The following is a 22,705-nucleotide window of genomic DNA, read 5'->3' on the forward strand; positions in this document are numbered from 1 at the left end:
ATTATGAGATTAAAAGCTCTAATAATTTTCGCTGTGATAGCGCTATCCACATCAGTAAGCGCTCAATTTAACTGGCCTGAGGATCCGGCACAAAGATCTGAAGCTCAAACGCTTTGGACGCTGTTTGATGATAACTACCGTCAGGGGAGTTATGATGCCGCCAAGCCACACCTCGAAAAACTTCTCGAAAAATTCCCTAAGCTGAGTACCTCTCTTTATATAAATGGTATTAAAGTTTGGGACGAGACTTTTGAGAATTCGAAGGATGAGGCTGTAAAAGCAAAGGCAGCTGAAAAGGTGATGAAGTTGTACGACATGCGATTTGCCAACTTCGATGGTCAGGAGAAAGAAGTAATTGACCGCAAGGCTATCGATGCATTTAAGTATTACTACAGAGATGCACAGAAAACTCAAATGCTCCTTGATGTGTTTAAAAGAGCCTATGAGCTCAAAGGAGTAGATGCTTTCTATCCGCTAGGCCGCTACTACATGCAGTTGGCAGTGTTGGCCTTTGCCAGAGACAATGTGCAGATTAGCAAAGAAGAGATTCTCTCTATCTACGATCAGTGTACTAAGCATATCGATCATGAGATTGCCCAGGCCAAAGCTTCTAATAAAAGCCCTAAACGCTACGAGCAAATAAAGGCTTTTATAGACGAGAAGTTGGCAGACATGAAGTTGATTGACTGTGATTTTATAGTGAATAAGCTTGTGCCTGAATTTAAAGCCAATCCTAACGATGCCGAGTTGGCCAACAAAATATTCGTGTTTGCCTATGATGGTGGATGTACCGATACAGAGTGGTTTGTACAGGCTGCAGAGTCTTACTTTGCCAACAGCCCTCAGTATGGAGTAGGTTATTTGTTAGGGGTTAAGTTTGGAGCAGAAAAGGAGTACGAAAAGTCTAAGGAGTACTTTAAAAAAGCGGCCGAGCTTACAGAAGACAATACAGATAAAGGTAAGGCGCTTAAACAAGTAGCAGCTACAGAACGCATTAATGGCAACTATGTAGAGGCCAGAAAATATGCTTTGGAAGCAGCAGAGGTAGATCCTACCCTCAAGCCTGAAATGATGGAGCTGATTGGTGACATGGTGATGGCCAGCACTCAGTGTGATAAAAAGGTTAGCCAGGTAGAAGACCGAGCCAGATACATTGCCGCTTATGATTACTATGCCGCGGCAGGCAATGCTACCAAAATGGCACAAGCCAAAGCGCAATTCCCAACTATTTCGGACATCTTTACCGAGAATAAAAAAGAAGGAGATTCTATGACTGTTGGGTGCTGGATTCAGAAAACTGTGAAACTACAGAGAAGACCAGACCAATAGTAAAATATTAAACCTACTAAAACGGTCTTTTTCTATTGGAGAAGACCGTTTTTATTTATGATAACAAAAGCTCACATACCAGCAATCTTCTTATTACTTCTGTGTGTTTCGGCTTGTACTGCCGACCAGAAAAAACTGTCCGAAATGGAGGTCTATGATGGACCTATGTTCGAGTCGGAAGATGTATTCATTCAGTTTTCTGACTCTACCGTGGTAAAAGTGGTAATAACCGGCAAGAAGCAATTGCAGCATCAAAACGGAGATATAGAATTCCCTGAAGGAATAAAGGTTACCTTTTATGACAAAACCGGAAATCAAACATCTGAGCTTACGGCCGACAGAGGCTACAAAGAAAACAACAGTAATATATATAGGGCCAATGGCGATGTTTTTGTCAATAACTTGCAGCAAAAACAAACTTTAAGAACGGAGGAGCTGTTTTGGAATCCGGAGACCGAAAAGATTTTTACCGAAAAATTCGTGATTGTGGAGACTGAAACGGAGGTGATTCAGGCCGAGGGTATGACCGCCCCACAAGATTTTTCCTCATATGAGTTTGTAAACCCCAGAGATGGTAAAATTATAATCGAAGAGAAGTTTTGAAGAATTTAGGAGATACTATTCTTTTTTCGTTGAGCGTGGTGTTGTTTGTTATAGGAGTTCACCAAACCATGACTTTCGGCATGGCTGCTTCCTACTTCATTTTCATGCTATCATTGGGTTTGTTATTTTTAGTGAGGTATAGGAGAGCCAAAAGAAAAGAAAACGAAAAACAACAAACTACTCCTTCAACCAAAAAGAAAAAGCCCCGAGCATAATGGATACTTACCAACTGACCATGATTTTGGTCTGTCTTATTTTTTCAGCATTCTTCTCCGGAACAGAGATCGCTTTTGTAAGTGCCAGCAAGCTACAAATTGAGCTACAAAATCAGCAGGGCAAGTTGGCTGGTAGAATACTCTCTTTCTTTACACAGAAGCCTTCAAGACTTATTAATACCGCTTTAGTAGGCAATACCATAGCTTTGGTTATTTATGGGTTTTTTATGGCCAGCGTGCTGGAGCCTATTATTGCAGCGCAATTGCCCGATTCACTCAGTTCCGGTAGCCTGGTAATTGTGCTCCAGACCATTGCTTCTACCATCATTGTTTTATTTACTGCCGAGTTTACCCCCAAAAGTATTTTCTTGCTCAATCCCAACAACCTGCTCAACCTGTTGGCTGTGCCCATGTTGGTCATCTTTTTCATTATGTTTCCAGTGGTGTGGCTAATTGAGCAAATGTCTAAGTTCATCATCATATTTGTACTAAGACAGCCCTACTCGGAAGATCGGCAGGTGTTTGGTCTTACGGACCTGAGTAATTATATCAAGCAAAACACCCGAGACGATATTAAGAAGACCAAGGTTGAACTCGATACTAAAATCTTTAACAACGCCCTGGAGTTTAAGACGGTACGCGTGAGAGAGTGCATGATTCCACGCACAGAAATTTCGGCTATAGACATTGCCGATTCGGTAGAAGAGCTCAAAGAAGTTTTTATTGAAAGTGGCCATACCAAGATACTCGTCTATCGAGAAAGCATTGACGATGTGATAGGCTATTGTCATGTGCTGGATCTCTTCAAAAAACCAAAAGACATTGAGAGCATGCTCACCCCCATCATCATTGTGCCTGAAACTATGTTGGCCAATGAGCTGATGATACAGTTTATTCAAGAGCGAAAAAGCCTGGCTTTGGTGGTCGATGAGTTTGGAGGCACCTCTGGAATTGTGAGTTTGGAAGATGTGATTGAAGAAATATTTGGGGAGATTCAGGACGAACACGATGAAGATGAAGACTGGGTGGAGCAGCGCATCGATGAAAACAAATATATACTGAGCGCCCGTCACGAAATTGACTACCTGAACGAGAAGTTTAAGTGGGACATCCCTGAGGGAGACTATGATACCCTGGGAGGCTTTATTCTGTCCATTACAGAGAGTATTCCCGAGGTTCACGACATTATCCGGTTCGGCCGATTTGAGATAAAGATTGTCTCAATGGAAGATGCGCGTATAGACAACGTTTTGTTTATCCGTCATTTAGACGAAGAAGACTGATTCTTAGGGTGTTTTAGCCCATTTTTCCTTTGACTTTCGGGCATAATTCAATTATGTTTGCGCCTATTTAAATTTTAACTGATGGCAATAATCAATACGCTTCGCGAGAAGATGGGACGACTACTGGTAGTCGTAGTGGGAATTTCGATTTTAGCTTTTGTATTAACGGATTTAGCAAGTAATCAAAATCTTTTTGGAGGAGCCCGCATCGTTGGTGAAATTGATGGGGAAGAAATTACCCAGGAAGAGTTCTCCGCTATGGTAGAGAACGCCTTGCGTAGTTCGGGCTATCCTACCGGTAACCCTCAGTTGACTCAATACATGAGAGACCAGGTTTGGCAAAACCTGATTGCTCAAACAGGATATGCCAACAAACTGGAAGAATTGGGGCTGGAAATTGGAACCAACGAACGAGTGGACATGGTGCAGGGAAATAACCTTTCGCCAACCATGCAGCAGTTCTTCAATCAGGTTTTGGGTAGCACCGATGTAAATTCTATCAAAGACTTTTTAGGCAATATCAATATGTATGGCCCGGAGGCTCAGTTTTATTTTGCCAATGCCGAGCAACAAGCCATTGCCAATCGTAGAGTAGAGAAGTTTCAGAACTTACTATTCAAAACACAATATGTAACGCTGGCCGAAGCGCAGAGAGCCTACAGATCTCAGTTTGGTTTTGCTGAGGCAGACTATTTGAATGTACCATTCAGCAGTGTTTCTGACGATCAGATTGCAGCCGTAACCGACAGTGAAATCCGATCATATTTGAACGAACACGAAGAAGACTTTACGGTAGAAGAGTCGAGAGATGTGGAATACGTGTCCATTAGAGTTGTGCCTTCGGCTAAAGATTCAGCCATGTTCCAGGCTCAAATGCAAGAAATTAAGGCGGCTTTCGAAGATCCACAAACCAATGACTCTACCTATGCCATTAGCATGACAGAGCAAGGAATTGGCTTTACTACTTACGATCCAAGTGCATTGCCAATCGCTGTGGCCAACAACCTTGGAGCTTTAAACAAAGGAGATGTTATTGGCCCGGAACTTCAGAATGGTATTTACTCAATACACAAAGTATCTGACATTGTACCGACAAACGACCAGTTTGCAAGAGCAAGCCAGATTGTGTTCTATCTGCAGGGTAAAACACCATCAGAACAGTCTAACGTAAGACAAACCGCCAGAGAAGTATTGAGAAGAGTAAACTCAGGGGAGTCGTTTGAGCAACTTGCCAGAGAATATAGCGATGGCCCCTTTAGCACCAGCGGTGGAGACATTGGCTGGATTAAAAAAGGGGATTCAAGAATTGCCGATATCGAGAGCAATATATTTGGTGCCAGAAGAACAGGCGTAATCAACCAGCTGATTGAGAAAAACAATAAGATATACATTGTTAATGTAACGCAAACGCCTATTAGCAATCGCTATAAAGTGGCTACCGTCATAGTAGAAATGGTGCCAACGTATGAAACCAACAATGCAGCCTATCAGCGAATAGGAGAAATTTTGGCCAATGCCGACAATGCAGAAGAGTTGAGAGAGTATGCAGCCAACAATGGCTTATCTGTATTCCAGGGATCTAAAATTGGCAAAAATGCTACTTCAATTGGTCAGCTTACCAACGCTCGCAATATTGTAACCTGGCTTTATGGCGAAGCTTCAATGGGCGACATAAAAGATTTTGAGCTAGACAACGAGTATGTTGTGGCAGCCTACACCGGTAAAACTGAAGAAGGAGTGCAAGCTCTTGAGGCGGTTAGAGGTCAAATTACTACAATACTTAAAAATAAGAAGAAGGCAGAGTTCATTAAGTCTAAACTGAATAGCCTTTCAGGTAGTGTAAGCGAAATGGCCACAGCCTATGGTCCGGAGGCACAGCTTTACGCCAAACAATCTATAAGACTAGAAGACATTTCGCTCGGCACTTTAGGAGCAGCTCCGGAGGCCATTGGTGCCCTGTTCGCGCTTCAGAATGCTGGTCAGAAAACAGCTCCTTACGTGGTAGAAGGACAAGGCGTGGTAGTGTTGGAACTAAAATCAAAATCTGAGGCTTCAGAGATTGGCGATTACACACAATATGAAAACGAACTGTTAAGGCAGGCCTTATTTAACCTGGAGCAAAATTTGCGAAGAGCCATTACCGAAAAACTAGAGGTAAAAGACGAACGATATAAGTTCTTCTAAGCTCGGAATCAAACGCTATGATATAAAGAGGCTTTTTGAAAGAGCCTCTTTTTTTATTTAACTTTTAGAGGAATAAAGACTATGGACACTCAAAAATTTACGACAAAGGAGTTTAAGGAAAAGCTGGAAGCTACCCACGATTTTCCCACTCTGTACATGTTTAAGTTTATAGTGCTGGAAGAAAAGAAAGAAGAAGTAAAAGCCTTATTCCCGCTCAACGATGTGGTATACAAACCTTCCAGTAAGGGTAAATACATGAGTGTTACTGCCAAAGTTATGGCACCATCCAGCGATTTCGTCATAGGGATCTATCAAAAGGCACATCAGATTCAGGGTATTATAGCACTCTAATGAAACACAAGGCTTTTTTACTAGGGCTCATGGTAGGTATTGTGGCCTGTTCCGGCTCCAAGAAAGAGCAACCTAAAGAGGCAAGCCCCCGGCCTGGGCAAGAGCAACTAGTATTAAAAAGCCTTGAACGCGAGTACATTGAGCCGGTATTTCCTGAAGACATGGCCCAAGAAAGAACCAACTGGCAAAACCCTGATATTGTCTTAAAGAGCTTCAGCAACCTGAGCGAAAAGACAGTGGCGGATGTTGGAGCAGGAGCAGGCTATTTTAGTTTTAAACTAGCTCAGGTAGCCCAAAAAGTGATTGCACTCGATATTGACCCAAAGGCGCTAGACTACATTCGGGAGCAAAAACAAATAGTGGGCAACTGGGCCGATAATATTGAACCCCGCCTTACCCCTCCCGATGTACCCAACCTTTTGGTAAACGAAGCCGATGCGGTATTGGTGGTAAATACCTTTTGCTTTATCCCCAACCAGCAACAGTACTTTGAGCGATTGCGCAATGGACTTAAGCCGGAGGGCGAGTTGGTAATTGTAGATTTTAAAAAGGGAAACATTCCTGTGGGGCCGGCTGATGAAATGAAGATGGATGCCCGTACGGTTCGTTCCATTCTTAGAAAGGCCGGTTATAAAAGAATTTCAATCGATGAGAGGAGTTTGGAATACCAGTACATTATAAAAGCCAATAACTGAGCCGTTGTTTAAACGGCCATGAACCTAAAGAATAGAAAGACTATGTGGACCGAGAAAGATAATAAGCTGACCAAAACTTTTGAGTTTGAGAACTTTACTCAAGCCTTTGGTTTTATGTGCAAAGTGGCCATAGAAGCAGAAAAAATGAACCACCATCCCAATTGGTCGAACGTGTGGAATAAAGTGAGTTTTGAACTCACTACCCACGATGCCGGTAATACGGTAACGGAGAAAGATCGTAAATTGGCTGAAATCATAGACCAACTGGCCTAATGCCCGAGAAAATCAGCCTTTATCTTGTGCCCACTCCCATTGGTAATCTTGAAGATATTACCCTAAGGGCTATTAGGGTATTGAACGATGTGGATGTGATTTTGGCCGAAGATACCAGAACATCAGGGAAGCTTCTAAAGCACCACAACATTAGCAAGCCACTGCAGAGTTATCATATTTTTAATGAGCACCAGGCAGTAGCCCGGTTAGTTGAGCGAATGAATGCCGGAGAAACCTTTGCGCTTATTTCCGATGCAGGTACTCCCTCCATCTCCGATCCCGGGTTTTTGCTGGTTAGAGAGGCAATAGCCGCTGGCTTAGAAGTAAACTGCCTACCGGGAGCCACGGCCTTTGTGCCGGCACTGGTAAACTCCGGTTTACCTTCCGATAAGTTTGTGTTTGAAGGCTTTCTGCCCCATAAAAAAGGGCGTCAGACACGGTTAAAAGCATTGGCGGGGGAAGAAAGAACCATTATTCTTTATGAGTCGCCACATCGATTAGTTAAGTCGTTAGAACAACTCAAAGAGTTTTTGGGAGATCGTAAAGCCTCCGTTTCCAGAGAAATATCTAAAATGTTTGAAGAAACCGTGAGAGGCACCTTGTCTGAGCTTATTGAGCACTTTAATAAAAACGGAGTAAAAGGAGAATTTGTGGTGGTGATTGAAGGCTGTCACTAGCGGCCAGAGCCAATCTGCTTCTCATACAGTTTATTAATTTTTTCTTTGGCTCTCAGTAGCCTCATTTTGGCTGCACTTTCCGAAATATTTAGTGTAGTAATTATGGTTTGCAAAGGCTGTTTTTCCTTGTACTTCAGCAAAAGCAGCAGTTTTTCTTCAGGAGTTATTTGTTCGAGCAGTAGCTCCAGAGCATTGTGCAACGACTCCTTATCTACCTCTTCAGCCTCAATTACATCCTCCAGCTCGGTCGAAAGCTTATCGGATATCACCTGGTGCATATTCTTTTTCTTCTTGCGGAGGTAGTCGACACAGGTATGGTAAATAATGGTATAAAGCCAAGTCTTGAATTTAGCCTCCGAACGAAAGCTCTTTAACTGCATAAATACCTTAATGAACACCTCTTGGCTTAGATCTTCGGCTTCGTCATCGCTCTTCACATAACTACGGCATTTTTTCACCACATAATCATGGTACCTATCGGCCAAAATGGAGAAATACCGCTGAGGCCCACCTTCTTGGAGAAACCTTACCAGTTCCTCATCGGTAAAGGCCGGTTTGATATTTCCTTTGAAAATTTTTTCCGATGACATGTGACTTTGACTTTGGCGCGCGTCTAACAAACACTAAAGTATAAAGAAGATGCTGCTTTTTGAAAAAGCCATGTTGGATATTAACATGCTTCCGCAACCCAATGATGTAACCTGCGGGCCCACCAGCTTGCAGGCTGTCTATCAGTTTTACGGAGACAACATCTCGCTAAGCCAGGTAATATCGCAGGTAAAGCAGTTGAAATCAGGAGGTACCCTGGCCGTGAATCTTGGTAATCATGCCCTTAAAAGAGGCTATGAGGCCACCATTTATACCTACAATTTGCAAATCTTTGACCCCTCGTGGTTCAATGGAGAGGAAGAAGTAGACCTGGTGAATAAGCTGGCTATGCAATGCCATTATAAACCCCAGCGAAAAATTCGGTTTGCTTCTTCTGCCTATCAGAAATTTTTGCGACTTGGAGGTAAAATTAAGTTTCAAGACCTTACACCAGACCTGATCAAATCCTATCTTTTTCAGAACCAGCCCATTCTCACTGGCCTTAGTGCCACTTATTTGTACCAAAGCCCCAGAGAAATAGGCGATTTTAAAATAGAATATGATGACCTCAGGGGCCTACCCACCGGACACTTTGTGGTGGTGAGTGGTATTACCCCCGATGAAAACATTGTGTCTATTGCCGATCCGTTAAAGAATAACCCATTGGCCAACGGACATTATTACGAAGTAGATATTCACCGATTAATCAACTCAATTATGCTGGGTATGGTAACCTACGATGCCAACCTACTGATTATTAGACCTAAACAATGAACAAACTAATTGTTATTGAAAAACCACATAAGTGGCAGTTGGATATTCCCAACGTTGACCTTGTTTCTGCGCAAGACTACCTCTCTGATGCAGCCGGTCAAATGGGAAAAAATACAAAAGTAATCAACCTATGTAAGTCCTATCAATACCAAAGCGTTGGCTATTACGTATCGCTTTTGGCCGAAGCCAGAGGACATAAGGTACTGCCGGAGGTTTCTACCATACAGGACTTTCGCTTTCCTTCAATGATAAAAGACGATGCTCAGGATTTTGATGCCGTCATTCAGAAATGTTTGGGCAGCAGTTCAGAAACCAAGCTGGAATTCAAAATATATTTTGGATATACCGAGGAATTGGCCAACTCCAGCTTGGGCATGCTGCTGTTCAACCTATTTCAATCACCCATATTAAAAGCCTCTTTTATAAAGCGGGATAAGTGGACCCTGGAAAGCCTTAAACCGCTGAACATATACGACCTGAGCAACGATGAACGTATAAAACTGCAGTCGTTTCTAGGGCTGTTCATGAGCAATAAAAAGGTGGTAAGAAAGAACCACCAACGCAGAAAGTTCGACCTGGCCATACTTGTGAACCCGGACGACCCTAACCCTCCTTCCAACCCAAAGGCACTTCAAAAATTTGTGAAAGCAGCCGAAGAAGTGGGCTTTAACACAGAAATTATTACCAAAAACGACTATGGTAAGATTACACAGTTCGATGCCCTCTTTATTCGGGAAACAACCAATGTAAACAACCACACTTTTCGGTTGGCTAAGAAAGCCCAGTCTGAGGGGCTGGTGGTTATTGACGATCCACAGTCTATTATGCGATGTACCAACAAGGTATACCTCAATGAACTCATGAGAAGCTACGGCATTAACACTCCCAAAGCAGCCATAGTATCTAAAGAAAATCCTTTTGCTGCGGTAGAGCGAATAGGCTTTCCCTTTATTCTAAAAGAACCGGATGGTGCTTTTTCTAAGGGAGTAAAAAAAGTGCAGAGCGAAGAAGAGCTCAACGAGTTGCTCAAGGGTTTCTTTAAAGGCTCTGAGTTGCTCATTGCCCAGGAGTTTATGCCCACACCGTTCGACTGGCGTGTGGGAGTGTTCAACGGACAGGCCTTGTATGTATGTAAATACTTTATGGCTCGCAACCATTGGCAAATCATCGATTGGAAGAAAAGCGGAAAAGCACAAGAGGGCAAATCGGAGACCTACGCCATTGCAGATGTGCCCAAAGCACTGATTAGCACGGCCCTTAAAGCCACAAAGCTGATTGGCAACGGGCTCTATGGGGTAGATATTAAGGAAGTAAATAAAAAATTCTATGTAATTGAGGTGAATGATAACCCTAACCTCGATGCGGGAATTGAAGATAAGATATTAAAAAACAGACTCTACGAAACCATTATGGAGACCATGATGGACAGGGTCAAAATAAAACAATAATATGGAAGACAATCGCCTCCATTTGTTCCAGGCTTTTGGTATTGAGCTGGAATACATGATTGTAGACATTGAGACGCTCGATGTAAAACCAATTGCCGATGAGGTGCTTAAATCGTTGGCCGGTGAAATTACCAATGAAATCACATTTGGAAGCGTAACCTGGTCTAACGAGCTGGCACTACACGTTATTGAGCTTAAATGCTCGGCTCCAACAGGCAATTTGCAGCAACTGGCGGTCGATTTCGAAGAAGCCGTTCAGCAAATGAATAGTGCTCTGGCACAATTCAATGCTCAGTTAATGCCCTCTGCCGCGCACCCATGGATGAACCCTGAGACAGAAACCGTTCGTTGGCCACACGATAATGCAGAAATTTACGCTACCTACGATCGCATATTTAACTGTAAGGGGCACGGATGGAGCAACCTGCAAAGCATGCACATAAACCTTCCTTTTGCTAATGACGAAGAGTTTGGCAGACTGCACGCGGCCATACGCACACTGTTGCCAATAATGCCCGCCCTGTCGGCTAGTTCGCCCATTTTGGATGGTAAAGACACCGGTTTTTGGGACAAGCGATTGGATTATTATCGCAAAAATCAAAAGGCAGTGCCTGTGCTTACAGGACAGGTAATTCCTGAACCGGTTTTTACACAGAGTGAATACCAAGCACAGATTTTTGATCGCATAGCGCGTGATATTAAAATACATGATCAGGAAGGAATTTTAGAGCCTATTTGGCTGAACTCCAGGGGTGCTATTGCACGGTTCGACAGGGGAGCTATAGAAATTAGAATACTCGATGTGCAAGAGTGCCCCAAAGCCGATTTGGCCATTGCCTCCCTCATTATTCATGCCCTCAAACTACTTACCGAAGAGCACCTGATGAGCCTGGAACAACAACAGAAATTTAAGACCGAAGCACTGGCCACCCTGTTCAACCAGGTGATTAAACATGGAGAACACAGTCTTATACAAGATGCTGCCTACCTCAAGGCCTTTGGTCTTAATGCCGTTACGGAAATGACGGCCACTGAACTATGGCAATACATTAAGCGAAAGGTGGATAGGAGGTATCCTGAAGCACTGAGTTATTGGCAGTCCGAAATTGAATTGCTATTTGATGAGGGTACCCTCTCTACTCGTGTACTCAATGCACTAGAGGCCAACCTGGAGCACGATAACCTTAAAATGGTGTACTCGGAGTTGTGTGATTGTTTGGAAAGTAATCAAATGCTAAGGGAATGTCTGGAAGAAGCTTTTTAATGACCTGCGAACATGCAGGCAACTATGTGCCGGCAAATTATCGCTACTTGTTTTTAGGCCATGAGGCCATTTTAGAAACACACAGAGGGTATGACCTGGGAGCGGGGCCCCTGGCCGAATATTTGGCCGATACATTAAAGCTACCTCTCTACGTGAACATGATCACCCGGTTGTTGGTAGACTCCAATCGTTCCAAGTTCAATCCGGAGCTGTATTCGGAGTTTAGTCGTAGTCTAGACCCCGTGGTAAAGAAGTTTTTACTCAAAAAGTACTATACCGCTTACCGACAGCAGGTGTATGATTGGATTAAAGAGCACGCCCGAAAAACCGATTCGGTAGTTCATATTTCCATGCACTCATTTACCCCCGTTCTTAAAGGAGAAACCCGTAAGGCCGATATTGGTATTCTATACGATGATAACAGAGAACCGGAGGCTCGCATAGCTCGCCAGTTGGTGGCCGATCTGCAGCTTAATGCTCCACAGTTTGTAACCATGCACAACTATCCGTATTTGGGCACAGCCGATGGGTTTACCACCTACCTGCGCAAAGAGTTTAGACCTAAAAACTATTCGGGAATAGAAATTGAGGTGAACCAAAAATACCACAACCGACCGGAAATGGAAGATATAAAAAAGGCTCTACAAGGAGCTCTGAGGTCGGTTATGAGCGAAGAAACCGCCCTGTGTTAGTAGTTAGCAGGGGTCAGTCGGGCTAAGTAAAATATTCAGCCATAGCATTATTGGCGGGGTAAGAGTAGAGGCTTAGGTGCACTTGTATTTCTTAGGAGCAGCCTTTTTACATAGACATCAATTGTTTAGAAAGAGAAGGATTTGGTTTTATTGCTTAGGGGGCAGGCCTCATCATATTATCAAAAGTCCTTCTTTTCCGGAATAGGCAAGCCCTATATTTGTGTATTAATCGCCTACCTATGCAGAGACTACTTCAAGACGTAATTGTTTTGGTGAAGGACACCGGAGACTTTATTCGCGAAGAATCGCACAAGTTCGATCATTCAAAAATTGAATATAAAGGCACAAACGATCTTGTATCTTATGTAGATAAAGAGGCAGAAATGCGATTGGTAAAGGGTCTGTCAGAAATATTGCCGGGCAGTGGATTTATTGCCGAAGAGGGTACTTCTTCTAGAAGATCGGATAGTTACAACTGGATTATAGACCCGCTAGACGGAACTACAAATTTTGCCCACGGTTTGCCGGTGTATGCCATTTCTGTGGCTCTAGTGAAGCGGGGAGAGCTGGCTCTGGGAGTGGTGTATGAACTGAATAGAGATGAGTGTTTCCATGCTTCTAAAGGCGAAGGTGCTTTTTTAAATCATATGCCCATTAGGGTTTCACCGGTAAAAACACTCGACAAGTCTCTGCTAGCCACAGGTTTTCCTTACTACGACTTCGAAAAAATGAGTAGTTACCTCTCCATTCTCAACGAGTTTATGCAAACTACCCATGGTTTAAGGCGTATGGGAAGTGCGGCAGTAGACCTTGCCTATACCGCTTGCGGACGCTTTGAAGGGTTCTTTGAATACAACCTCAACGCCTGGGATGTAGCCGCAGGAGCTTTGTTGGTGCAGGAGGCCGGAGGAACAGTAACGGACTTTAAAGGGGGGAATAACTTTTTGATGGGTCGGGAAATTGTGGCTGGTAATGCAACCCAACAAGAAATGCTGAGACTTATTCAGAAACACTGGAAGTGATCCACAACCTAATAAAAATAGTAATACGGAAAATTGTTAGAAGCCTTCACCAACCTTTGCCGGTACAGGTAGCAGGGAGCAATCTAACACCGGTTGCTTTACGCAAACTTTGCCGAAGGGCAATTGATTAGAAAACGCATTGAATAGAGCTACTTAATCAACTATAACTTTTCAGCTTTCAGACCGATTCGCGAACTTTGTCTCCGCAATCGCAGTTCACTAAGCAATGCAGGAAATTATTATTGGCATATTATTCTTAGCGGCTCTTTTCTTCATGGGCAGAAAGGTGTACAGGCAATATAAGGCCAAAGATAGCTGTGCTACAGGCTGCGAAAAATGCTCTCCATCTTCCAATAAAGACTTTAAGCTACCCGAGCATCTAAAAAACTAGTTTGCTTGTGGGTACAAAATTCAAATTTAATCGATAGAGTAATCTATGGATGAAGCACGGAAGGCCGGCTTTAACCGTTTCATCAAGCCCATACTTTAGTTCCTTCAGAACAATTACGGCACATTTCAATTTCACTTCTGGACCTAATGAGCTTTTGCCTGAAAGACCTGTAAGCCTCGCTTCTCCAGACTTCTTTGAACGGTTGTTCTTTCGTTGCGCCCAACTGATAGTGCGCATCTTTATCGAAGCAACAAGGCACTACCTTACCGTCCCAGGTAATCACGCAAGAGTGCCACATTTTCCAGCAATGATTAACCAGCTTATTTTTAATGGCCCATTTTCCGTCTGGGAGCTGTTGGTAGCGACTATACTTTTCTTGTGTGGGAATGAGTTCAGAGCCATTTTCATAATCGTAAATCTGAGCGGTTTTAAAGGCCACTTCGTTTACCCCAAGTTTGTCGGCCAGAGCTTTTACTTCGTTCAGTTGGTGCTCGTTAGGCTTTACCACCAGGTATTGAAAGATGATATGTGGACTTCTTGATTTGAGCTTCTTTTTCCACTGCACAACGTTTTTGGTGCCATCAATTACCTTTTGCAGTTTGCCTCCAACGCGGTATTGTTCGTAGGTCTCCTGCGTAGTACCATCAATCGAGATAATTAGCCGATCCAGGCCGGAGGCCACGGTTTCCCTGGCCACTGGGTCGGTCAGATAATGAGCGTTGGTAGAGGTGGCCGTGTATATACCCTTTTTACGGGCATATTTTACTTGATCCAGAAAATTAGGATTCAGGTAGGGTTCACCCTGAAAATAGAATATGAGATAACTGAGCCTTGGAGCCAACTCATCAATAACTGATTGGTAGGTTTCATTGGCCAGCATACCGGTGGGGCGCGTAAAATTTCTTAAGCCACTAGGACACTCCGGACACCGAAGGTTACACGATGTGGTTGGCTCCAGGGCAATACTGGTGGGCATGCCCCAATGAATAGGTTTTTTGAAAAGTTTAGATACAAAGTAGCTACTCACCAACTGCACCATGTTCCAAACCCTCAGTGGTGTGAGTTTGGAAAAATAGTTGAGCCCATCGTGCCAGTTACGATTCATGTGTTCAAGTTAGGGGGCCAGGTAAACGGAACAAAATTACTGACGATATTTGCCGTATTAATGGTGAAAAGAAATAGTTTTAATCTATGAAGCTCAACCTGGTACTCTGTGGTCTGCTTGTTTGTTTCTCCCTTGCGGCACAATATCCTACACTGTCGCAAGAATCTGAGGTAAGTCTTATTACCATTGGCCCCGGACCTAACTTGGTAGACTGTTTTGGCCATAGTGCCTTTAGGGTGCAAGACCCCGCACTCAATATGGATAGAGCCTATAACTACGGTGTGTACGATTCGGACGAAGACCAGTTCATTATGAAATTCGTTACCGGTTCGGCCGATTATATGGTGGATGCCCGGCCGTTCGATCAGTTTTTTAGAAGTTACAAGGCGCAAAATCGTTGGGTAACTGAGCAAGTACTCAACCTTACCCTGGAAGAAAAGCAGGCTATTTTTGAGTACCTTGAGAACAACAGCTTGCCTCAAAACAAATACTACCGATACGATCAGTTTTATGATAATTGTGCCACCAAGCTGCGCGATATTCCCAAGGAGGTGTTGGGCGACAAACTGGTGTTTAGTGGAGCGCATATAAAAGGAAAGGTTACCCTGCGCGATTTGGTTGATGAGAATGCGTATAACCACCCCTGGTGGGATTTGGGGATAGACATAGCTCTGGGAAATCTTATTGACAGAGAGTCTACTGTTGAAGACTTAATGTATCAGCCAGACTATGTCCTTTCGGCTTATGCCCATGCTACTATTGAGCGCGAAGGGCAAAGTGTTCCGGCTATTAAAGCTACTAATGAACTGTTTACCTCCGATTTTCACGAAAAACCCAAAGAAGTACTCAGCCCAACGCTTACCCTTTCGGTTGTGGCCCTAATCTTCATGATCTTTACGGTACGCGATTACATGACCAAAAGGCGTTCCCGGTGGATTGACTTTGTTCTCTTTTTTGTAACCGGATTGGTAGGCTTAATGCTGGTATTGCTTTGGGTAGCCACACACCATACTACCACCGTGAACAACCTGAATATTCTCTGGGCTTTTGCGCCCAACCTGGTAGTGGCCTTTCTTCTGCTTAAGGCCAAGCCCAAACCTTGGCTAATGGTGTATGTTCGCTTTTTGGTAATACTGCTCATTGCCATGACTATGGTGTGGATTACCAGGTTGCAGGTATACAACACCGCCATGATTCCCCTGGTGTTAATGCTCGGGTTTCGCTATGTATTCCTTTGGCAAAAAGGGCTTGGAGGCACAAGAAAAAGGGCTTTTTAAAGTGCCTTAAATCGAATGGCTACACCACCGCCACGGGCCATTTTAAGCAATAGCGTATCTCCTTTTTGCATCTTTTGAGTTTCAATGGTATAGGCCGATGGATTGGTTTCAAAATCCGCATTGTCAGCATCGCGGTAAATTTGGGCTTCATAGTGCACTCCATTCTGCAAAAAACTCAGGGGTATATTCAGCTCACGGGCATTTTCATCGGTAATACCTCCTAAGTACCAGTCGTAGCTATTTTTACCCAGTCGGGCAATTACTACATACTCCCCTATTTCGGCCGCCACAACTTTACTGGCATCCCAGTCTGTAGGAACATCTTTAATAAACTGAAAAGCGGGGTGTCCTTCATAGTGTTCAATAAGGTCGGAAGCCATTTGTACCGGGCTATAAACCACCACATATTCAGCCAGTTGGTAGGCCAGGGTTGTAGGCACAGAGGCCCCTTCCTTGTACTCGTTTAAATTGAGTTTAAAGAGGCCGGGCGTATAGTCTATGGGGCCACCAAGCATACGGGTAAAAGGTACTATGGTGAGATGCTCAGGAGGGTTGCCGCCACCCCAGGGAGAGTTAAATTCTGAACCTCTCAGGCCTTCCCGGGCTACCATATTAGGGTAGGTTCTTCGGATGCCCGTGGCTTTTATGGGTTCATGGGCAATAATCATAACTTCCGATTGAGCTGCTTTGGCCAAAACTTTCCGATAGTGATTGACCATCCACTGGCCATGGTGGTATTCTCCTTCAGGAATTATAGGCCCAACGTAGCCGGTTTTCACGGCATGGATACCAAGCTCTTTCATTAGAGAATAGGCGGTGTCTAGCTGTTGTTCGTAAGTTCTTGGGGCTGCTGAGGTTTCATGATGCATTATGAGACTCACTCCTTTCTGTTGTGCATAGTTTGCCACTTCGCGCAGGTCATAATCGGGATAAGGCGTTACAAAATCGAATACTCCTTCCCGATCAGGAAAGCTAATCCAACGTTCCCAGCCAGTGTTCCAGCCTTCAACCAATACCCCATCAAAGCCGTGTTTGGCGGCAAAGTCTATGTATTTCTTCGCTTTGGCCGTAGTAGCCCCATGCTTACCGCTGGCATAGTCCCAGCTGGAAGTTTGCAGGTGCATTTCCCACCATATTCCAATATACTTGCCGGGTTTAATCCAGTCCGTTTGGCTCAACTTGTTTGGCTCGTTAAGGTTTAAAATGAGCTTTGACTCTAACAGATCCCCGGCCGTTTGGCCCACCTGAATGGTTCGCCAGGGGGTTCTAAATGGGGTTGTCACCCGGGCCTTCCAGCCATTGAGAGTAGAGGGCACCAATGAGCTGGTTAGGGTTCGCTTATCTTCCTCTATCCGTAGTGTCATGTCGGGGTAGTTGGTAAGTGCAGCTTCGTGAATGCTGATGTGCAAGCCTTTCTCTGTTTTCATGGTGAAAGGTGTATTTACAGCATGTTTTTCCATTATGGTTGTTGCGGCCAACAGGCTTCCATCTACCAATGAAGAGTCTATTTCGCTTACTCGTGTGGTTTGGTATAGGTATTCGTAGCTGTCATAGTCGGCCGGAATCCACCAGGCCGTATGATCTCCGGTTAAACGAAACTGACTGTATTCATTGTCTACAATAAGTTCTTCGGTGCCCGGTTGGTTTGGGAATTCGTAGCGAAAGCCAATACCATCATCGAACAATCGAAACTGAATATTAAGCAGTAGGCCATCGGTGTGTTGCAAGTGAAGAGTATAGCTGCGGTGGCGGTCATGTACCACACCGTCTTCTCCCCAAAGAGGGTACCAAAGCTCGTTCTTGCCTGTGCTGTCTATAGAAAGAAGTTTGAGCCCCTTGCCTATGAATCCGTGTTCTCGCAGCTCCAAACCAAGGGTAGACTCAAGAATAACCGGTTGGCCGTTGAAGTTCATGGTATAGGCCAATTGGTTACTATCCGTTTCAAAAACTCTGACTTTAACTTTGCCATCGGGTGAGGAAAACGTTTGGTTGATTTTTTCGGACTGGCAAGAAACCATCAACAGCCCTAATAGTGTATAAGCCAGGTACTTCATAACTCAACTTTTGCCGAAAGTTAAGAAGCAGATGGGTTGAAAACACGCTCCTAATTAATCCTTAACAATTTGATCAACCGCCTCGCGGATCAGATCCGATTCAAAGCCCCGACCATAAAGATACTGTGATAGTTTGCCCTTTTTTATATACTCCGAATGGCCTGAAAGCTGCTGATATTTCTTTTGGGCCTGGCCGATTAGGGCTTGCCAGTACTCCTCGGGGTCTATCTCCTCCAATCCTTTTTTTATGCAGTAGTCAGATAGTTTATGTGGTTTAAGTTGCTGAAGAATTTTTTGTCGCCCCCATTTTTTCATACGGAATTTGCCTCCAATAAAGGCTTTGGCAAAGCGCTCTTCATTAATAAACCCTTCCACAATGAGCTCTGTGAGCACTTCTTCTACATCTTGCTGGTGTAAACCATAGCTGTATAGTTTGTCTCTGACTTCTTGTTGCGAACGCTCCTGATAGGCACAAAAGTCGGCAGCCTTTAGTTTGGCTGTTTTTCGATCATATGTTTTGCCTGGTTTGGAGTTTTCGTAATCAAGCATATTCTAAATGACAGTACAGAAGGATGCAAATTAAAAAGCACCGCGAAATAGCCAAGAGGGCGTTTGCTTCGCGGTGCCTGATATGGATTTGGTCAATTAACCCAAATCGAATTTTATACCCTGAGCAAGCGGCAGTTTATCCGTGTAGTTAATGGTATTGGTTTGTCTGCGCATGTATCCTTTCCAGGCATCTGAACCGGACTCGCGACCACCGCCAGTTTCTTTCTCACCTCCAAAGGCTCCTCCAATTTCTGCTCCTGAAGTACCAATGTTCACATTGGCGATGCCACAATCGGAACCTGAGGCCGACAGGAATTGATAGGCTTCTCTTACACTGTTGGTCATAATGGCCGAAGAGAGCCCTTGTTTTACACCGTTTTGTATAGCCAGGGCATCGTTTACATCGCCTGAATACTTAATGAGATAAAGTATAGGGGCGAAGGTTTCTTCCTGAACAGTAGCGTAGTGGTTTTCCGCCTCCACAATGCATGGTTTTACATAACATCCGCTTTCATATCCAGAACCTTGCAGTACTCCTCCTTCAACCAATATGCGACCTCCTTCTTTTTGAACGGCCTCAATGGCATTGGTATAGTTCTTCACTGCATCAGTGTCTATGAGTGGCCCCACATGGTTGTTTTCATCTAATGGATTGCCAATTTTAAGTTGCTTGTAGGCATTTACGAGAGCGTCTTTCACCTTGTCGTAGATTGACTCGTGAATAATGAGCCTTCGGGTTGAAGTACAGCGCTGCCCGGCTGTGCCCACCGCGCCAAATACACTACCGATAATGGTCATCTTCAGGTCGGCTTCAGGGGTTACAATGATGGCGTTGTTTCCTCCCAACTCGAGAATGGATTTGCCCAATCGGGCAGCCACTGTCTGACCCACAATTTTCCCCATACGAATAGAGCCAGTGGCCGAAACAAGTGGAACTCTTTCGTCTTTGGTCATGTATTCACCTACCTGATAATCGCCATTAATCATGCACGAGATACCCTCAGGCATTTGGTTGTCTTTAAGTACTTCGGCAATCAGGTTTTGACAGGCCACGGCACAAAGCGGAGTTTTTTCAGAGGGTTTCCAGATACACACATCGCCACAAACCCAGGCCAGGGCAGTGTTCCAGGACCAAACAGCCACCGGGAAGTTAAATGCAGAAATAATACCCACTACTCCAAGTGGGTGCCATTGCTCTTGCATGTGGTGTCCCGGACGCTCAGATTTAATGGTAAGGCCATGTAACTGTCGGGAAAGACCCACGGCAAAATCACAAATATCTATCATTTCCTGAACCTCACCCAAGCCCTCTTGGTAAGACTTGCCCATTTCGTAAGAAACCAGCTTGCCCAAATCGGCTTTGTGTTTTCTCAACTTTTCACCAAACTGTCTTACTATTTCTCCACGAGCCGGTGCGGTTACTTCTCTCCAGTCTAAAAAGGCTTTTTGAGCGGTGGCAACTACCTGGTCATATTCTTCGCGGGTGGTAGTACTTACCGATCCTATATACTGCCCGTTTACCGGTGAGAAAGATTTGAGTTCTCCACCTTTGCCCGAGCTTTTAGATCCTGTAGAAGTACCATTATTATTAGTGCTTACGCCAAGGTTTTTCAATGCGCTATCAATACCAAAATTCTCCATTTCTGTTTCTCTCTATTGGTTACTAGCCCATAATTACAAGTATTTTCAGAGGCCTCCAAAATTTTGAGGCTTGGAATGGGACACTTCTATTTGAACTTTGGTATTACAGAAAAGGCTGAGAGAGTTTACAGTAAGAAAGGCATGTTCAAAAGAGACAGAAATAGAAGGGCTGCTCCAGAAAAACACTGAGTCTGCCCGTAATGCGCAGGCCCGTGAGCTTCTAAAGCAGCCCTTTATGGAAGTACTTATTTACCAGTTAATTCTGTAGTAGTCTTTGTATCCGTTGGGGTATTTGCCCATTACGTAGAAGTCTCGGGTTTTTGCATCGAGCAGTTCCTGAAAATCCGAGAGGCCTTTAATGTCTACATCGCCTACCTTAGTAATTACAAAGCCTTCTTTTATTCCGGCTTCTTTCCAGGCTCCTTCTCCCATTTCTACCAACTGTACTCCTCCTTCAATTTTGAGTCGTGTTTTTATGTTTTCGTTGATATCGATAAATGTGGAACCCTCGATTTTGTAGCTAAGGGTAACTTCTTCGGGCACCCCGGCAATAAACTCATCTTTCTTTCTGAGTTTGAGCTTCGTTTCTTTAAGCTTACCGTCTCGTTTGTACTTGACAAGAATCTCATCTCCTGGTCTTTTTCTGGCTACCAACTCCTGAAGCTCGCTGGTTGTTCTTACCGTTCGGTCGTCAATGCCCACTATTACATCATCAATTTTAATACCTGCTCGCTCGGCTGCGCCTCCGGGACTCACCCCGCTAATGAGTACTCCGGACAATTCGTTGGTAAAGCGACCATCGGCATCAGTTATTTGAACACCTAGCAGGCCTCTTTGCACTTTGCCAAATTCAAGCAAATCGTCCATTACTTTTTTTACCAGAATGGAAGGCACGGCAAAAGAATACCCATTAAAGGTGCCGGTATTAGTAGCAATAGCTGTATTGATGCCAATTAGCTCCCCATCTAAATTAACCAAAGCTCCGCCACTATTGCCTCTGTTTACCACAGCATCGGTTTGAATAAAAGACTCAATGCCGTAGTTGTTTACTTGTCCACTTTGAATAAGGTTAATATTTCTGGCTTTAGCACTCACAATTCCTGCGGTTACGGTATTGTTTAGGTCGAAGGGGTTTCCTACAGCCAAAACCCATTCACCAATTTCTACCTGGTCGGAATTGCCAAATTCTACATGAGGAAGATTTTTGGCATCTATTTTTATAAGTGCGAGGTCAGTGTCAGGGTCTACGCCTATAAGTTCTGCGTCAATTCTTCTGTTGTCGTCCAGGCGAACTTCCAGCTCATCGGCATCTTCAACCACATGGTAGTTGGTGGCTATGTAGCCATCGGCCGAAATAAGTACTCCGGAACCGGTAGATTGTCTTGCTCGTCTTTCTCTTCCAAATAACCTGGACCATGAACTTGAGTTTCTCGAAGAAATAGAGGTATTGGTAATGTGAACTACGGCCGGTACAGCTTTACGCGAGGCTTTAATGAAGTTGATGCCTTCAGGCACCACATAGTCTTTTCTAACCGGATTTATTTCGCCCAAAGAGGTAGAAACGGCAGCGCTACCGGAAATGGAGGTCTCGCTACTGCCGTCAGAGCCGTTAAACAAACTGAGGCCTAAGAGTACAATTAACCCTCCCAAAAGAGAGGAGGCCAGAATACCCAGAAAAAACTGTCGCTTCGAAATCATGATTGCCAAATATCGGTTGTCACATCTAAACGTGATTCAAAAACCTAGTGTTTTAATTTATTCAAAATTAAGCGGTTATTAACCGGATTTAACAACTATCAACAAAAAGAGGCCACCAAATTGGTGGCCCCTAATCAACCTCAACAACACAAACTACTTCACACTAATTTTGCTGGCTAGTTTTTTGGTCTCATCCTTTGGGATAATGAGGCTCAAAATGCCATTTTCATAAGTTGCTTCTATTTTGTCGCTCTGAATATTGTCCGGTAACTGGAAAGACTTCTTAAATGTGCCATACTCTGTTTGTATGGAATAGAAGTTTTTCTCGCTTTGCTTCTTCTCAAACTTGCGCTCACCGCTTATGGTAAGCAGTCCGTCATTCAGGTCGATGTTGAAATCTTTCTTGTCGAAACCCGGAACGGCTACTTCTATTTCGAAGGCCTTTTCGGTTTCGGCAATATCAGTTCGCGGATTAAATGTAGTTGCTACATTGTCAAAAGATTCATTAAAGAATCTGTCGAAAAACTTGTCCATTGTGCTGGGCACAAACCAATCGGAGTTTCTTCTTACTAGGTTCATATCTTCAGTTTTT

Annotated in this window: 22 protein-coding genes; 15 read left to right on the forward strand and 7 right to left on the reverse strand. The window is 44.0% G+C overall.

The window, feature by feature from the left end:
• The first annotated feature begins 3 nt into the window (after positions 1-3).
• The 8 genes from IE164_RS04270 (at position 4) to rsmI (ending at position 7,610) form a co-directional block, all read left to right on the forward strand.
• The gene (locus IE164_RS04270; protein WP_189628937.1) at positions 4-1,329 is read left to right on the forward strand and encodes a tetratricopeptide repeat protein; all 1,326 of its coding nucleotides are present in this window, start codon (positions 4-6) and stop codon (positions 1,327-1,329) included.
• A 57-nt stretch (positions 1,330-1,386) separates the two neighbouring features.
• Positions 1,387-1,932 carry an LPS export ABC transporter periplasmic protein LptC gene (lptC, locus tag IE164_RS04275; RefSeq protein ID WP_189628938.1) on the forward strand — a complete coding sequence of 182 codons (546 nt, stop codon included), beginning with the start codon at positions 1,387-1,389 and terminating at the stop codon, positions 1,930-1,932.
• Positions 1,933-2,146: 214 nt separating this feature from the next.
• The gene (locus tag IE164_RS04280) at positions 2,147-3,430 is read left to right on the forward strand and encodes a hemolysin family protein (RefSeq protein ID WP_189628939.1); all 1,284 of its coding nucleotides are present in this window, start codon (positions 2,147-2,149) and stop codon (positions 3,428-3,430) included.
• A gap of 81 nt (positions 3,431-3,511) precedes the next feature.
• Positions 3,512-5,614, forward strand: coding sequence for a peptidylprolyl isomerase (locus IE164_RS04285; RefSeq protein ID WP_189628940.1), 2,103 nt, complete (start codon positions 3,512-3,514; stop codon positions 5,612-5,614).
• An 81-nt stretch (positions 5,615-5,695) separates the two neighbouring features.
• Positions 5,696-5,965 (forward strand): DUF493 family protein, encoded by a 270-nt coding sequence (locus IE164_RS04290; RefSeq protein ID WP_189628941.1) that lies wholly within the window; start codon positions 5,696-5,698, stop codon positions 5,963-5,965.
• Complete coding sequence (locus tag IE164_RS04295) at positions 5,965-6,660, forward strand: class I SAM-dependent methyltransferase (protein WP_189628942.1); 696 nt, start codon at positions 5,965-5,967, stop codon at positions 6,658-6,660. The genes IE164_RS04290 and IE164_RS04295 overlap by 1 nt, the downstream gene beginning before the upstream one ends.
• A gap of 42 nt (positions 6,661-6,702) precedes the next feature.
• Positions 6,703-6,933 (forward strand): 4a-hydroxytetrahydrobiopterin dehydratase, encoded by a 231-nt coding sequence (locus tag IE164_RS04300; RefSeq protein WP_189629289.1) that lies wholly within the window; start codon positions 6,703-6,705, stop codon positions 6,931-6,933.
• On the forward strand, positions 6,933-7,610 hold the full coding sequence (gene rsmI, locus IE164_RS04305) for a 16S rRNA (cytidine(1402)-2'-O)-methyltransferase (protein WP_189628943.1): 678 nt from the start codon (positions 6,933-6,935) through the stop codon (positions 7,608-7,610). Before IE164_RS04300 ends, rsmI begins: the two co-directional genes overlap by 1 nt.
• Here rsmI and IE164_RS04310 read toward each other — a convergent pair.
• Positions 7,607-8,200: an RNA polymerase sigma factor gene (locus IE164_RS04310; RefSeq protein WP_189628944.1), complete on the reverse strand. Its 594-nt coding sequence runs from the start codon at positions 8,198-8,200 to the stop codon at positions 7,607-7,609. The genes rsmI and IE164_RS04310 overlap by 4 nt on opposite strands.
• A gap of 49 nt (positions 8,201-8,249) precedes the next feature.
• Between IE164_RS04310 and IE164_RS04315 the strand changes: the two genes are divergently transcribed.
• The 6 genes from IE164_RS04315 to IE164_RS04340 all read left to right on the forward strand — a co-directional run bounded on the left by IE164_RS04315 (position 8,250) and on the right by IE164_RS04340 (position 13,789).
• Positions 8,250-8,972 (forward strand): C39 family peptidase, encoded by a 723-nt coding sequence (locus tag IE164_RS04315; RefSeq protein WP_189628945.1) that lies wholly within the window; start codon positions 8,250-8,252, stop codon positions 8,970-8,972.
• Positions 8,969-10,420 carry a RimK family ATP-grasp domain-containing protein gene (locus IE164_RS04320; RefSeq protein ID WP_189628946.1) on the forward strand — a complete coding sequence of 484 codons (1,452 nt, stop codon included), beginning with the start codon at positions 8,969-8,971 and terminating at the stop codon, positions 10,418-10,420. Before IE164_RS04315 ends, IE164_RS04320 begins: the two co-directional genes overlap by 4 nt.
• 1 nt (position 10,421) lies before the next feature.
• Positions 10,422-11,684, forward strand: coding sequence for a carboxylate-amine ligase (locus IE164_RS04325; RefSeq protein WP_189628947.1), 1,263 nt, complete (start codon positions 10,422-10,424; stop codon positions 11,682-11,684).
• Positions 11,663-12,376, forward strand: a complete 714-nt coding sequence (locus IE164_RS04330; RefSeq protein WP_189628948.1) for an N-formylglutamate amidohydrolase — start codon at positions 11,663-11,665, stop codon at positions 12,374-12,376. The genes IE164_RS04325 and IE164_RS04330 overlap by 22 nt, the downstream gene beginning before the upstream one ends.
• Before the next feature lie 239 nt (positions 12,377-12,615).
• Positions 12,616-13,398 carry an inositol monophosphatase family protein gene (locus IE164_RS04335; RefSeq protein ID WP_189628949.1) on the forward strand — a complete coding sequence of 261 codons (783 nt, stop codon included), beginning with the start codon at positions 12,616-12,618 and terminating at the stop codon, positions 13,396-13,398.
• A 226-nt stretch (positions 13,399-13,624) separates the two neighbouring features.
• Positions 13,625-13,789: a FeoB-associated Cys-rich membrane protein gene (locus IE164_RS04340; protein WP_189628950.1), complete on the forward strand. Its 165-nt coding sequence runs from the start codon at positions 13,625-13,627 to the stop codon at positions 13,787-13,789.
• Between the two features lie 82 nt (positions 13,790-13,871).
• Here the strand turns inward: IE164_RS04340 and IE164_RS04345 are convergent, their stop codons facing one another.
• Positions 13,872-14,894 carry an SPASM domain-containing protein gene (locus tag IE164_RS04345; RefSeq protein ID WP_189628951.1) on the reverse strand — a complete coding sequence of 341 codons (1,023 nt, stop codon included), beginning with the start codon at positions 14,892-14,894 and terminating at the stop codon, positions 13,872-13,874.
• Positions 14,895-14,980: 86 nt separating this feature from the next.
• Between IE164_RS04345 and IE164_RS04350 the strand changes: the two genes are divergently transcribed.
• On the forward strand, positions 14,981-16,171 hold the full coding sequence (locus tag IE164_RS04350) for an Lnb N-terminal periplasmic domain-containing protein (RefSeq protein WP_189628952.1): 1,191 nt from the start codon (positions 14,981-14,983) through the stop codon (positions 16,169-16,171).
• Here IE164_RS04350 and IE164_RS04355 read toward each other — a convergent pair.
• The 5 genes from IE164_RS04355 to IE164_RS04375 all read right to left on the reverse strand — a co-directional run bounded on the left by IE164_RS04355 (position 16,168) and on the right by IE164_RS04375 (position 22,692).
• Complete coding sequence (locus IE164_RS04355; RefSeq protein WP_189628953.1) at positions 16,168-18,225, reverse strand: glycoside hydrolase family 97 protein; 2,058 nt, start codon at positions 18,223-18,225, stop codon at positions 16,168-16,170. The genes IE164_RS04350 and IE164_RS04355 overlap by 4 nt on opposite strands.
• A gap of 54 nt (positions 18,226-18,279) precedes the next feature.
• Entirely contained in the window at positions 18,280-18,774 is a 495-nt protein-coding gene (locus IE164_RS04360; RefSeq protein WP_189628954.1) for a regulatory protein RecX, read from the reverse strand.
• Between the two features lie 96 nt (positions 18,775-18,870).
• Positions 18,871-20,415, reverse strand: coding sequence for an L-piperidine-6-carboxylate dehydrogenase (gene amaB / locus IE164_RS04365; RefSeq protein WP_189628955.1), 1,545 nt, complete (start codon positions 20,413-20,415; stop codon positions 18,871-18,873).
• A 249-nt stretch (positions 20,416-20,664) separates the two neighbouring features.
• On the reverse strand, positions 20,665-22,113 hold the full coding sequence (locus IE164_RS04370; RefSeq protein WP_308440957.1) for a S1C family serine protease: 1,449 nt from the start codon (positions 22,111-22,113) through the stop codon (positions 20,665-20,667).
• 153 nt (positions 22,114-22,266) lie between these two features.
• On the reverse strand, positions 22,267-22,692 hold the full coding sequence (locus IE164_RS04375) for an Hsp20/alpha crystallin family protein (protein WP_189628956.1): 426 nt from the start codon (positions 22,690-22,692) through the stop codon (positions 22,267-22,269).
• Positions 22,693-22,705 lie beyond the last annotated feature (13 nt).

Origin of the sequence: Roseivirga thermotolerans, assembly GCF_014653175.1 — a bacterium.
GTDB classification, from domain to species: domain Bacteria; phylum Bacteroidota; class Bacteroidia; order Cytophagales; family Cyclobacteriaceae; genus Roseivirga; species Roseivirga thermotolerans.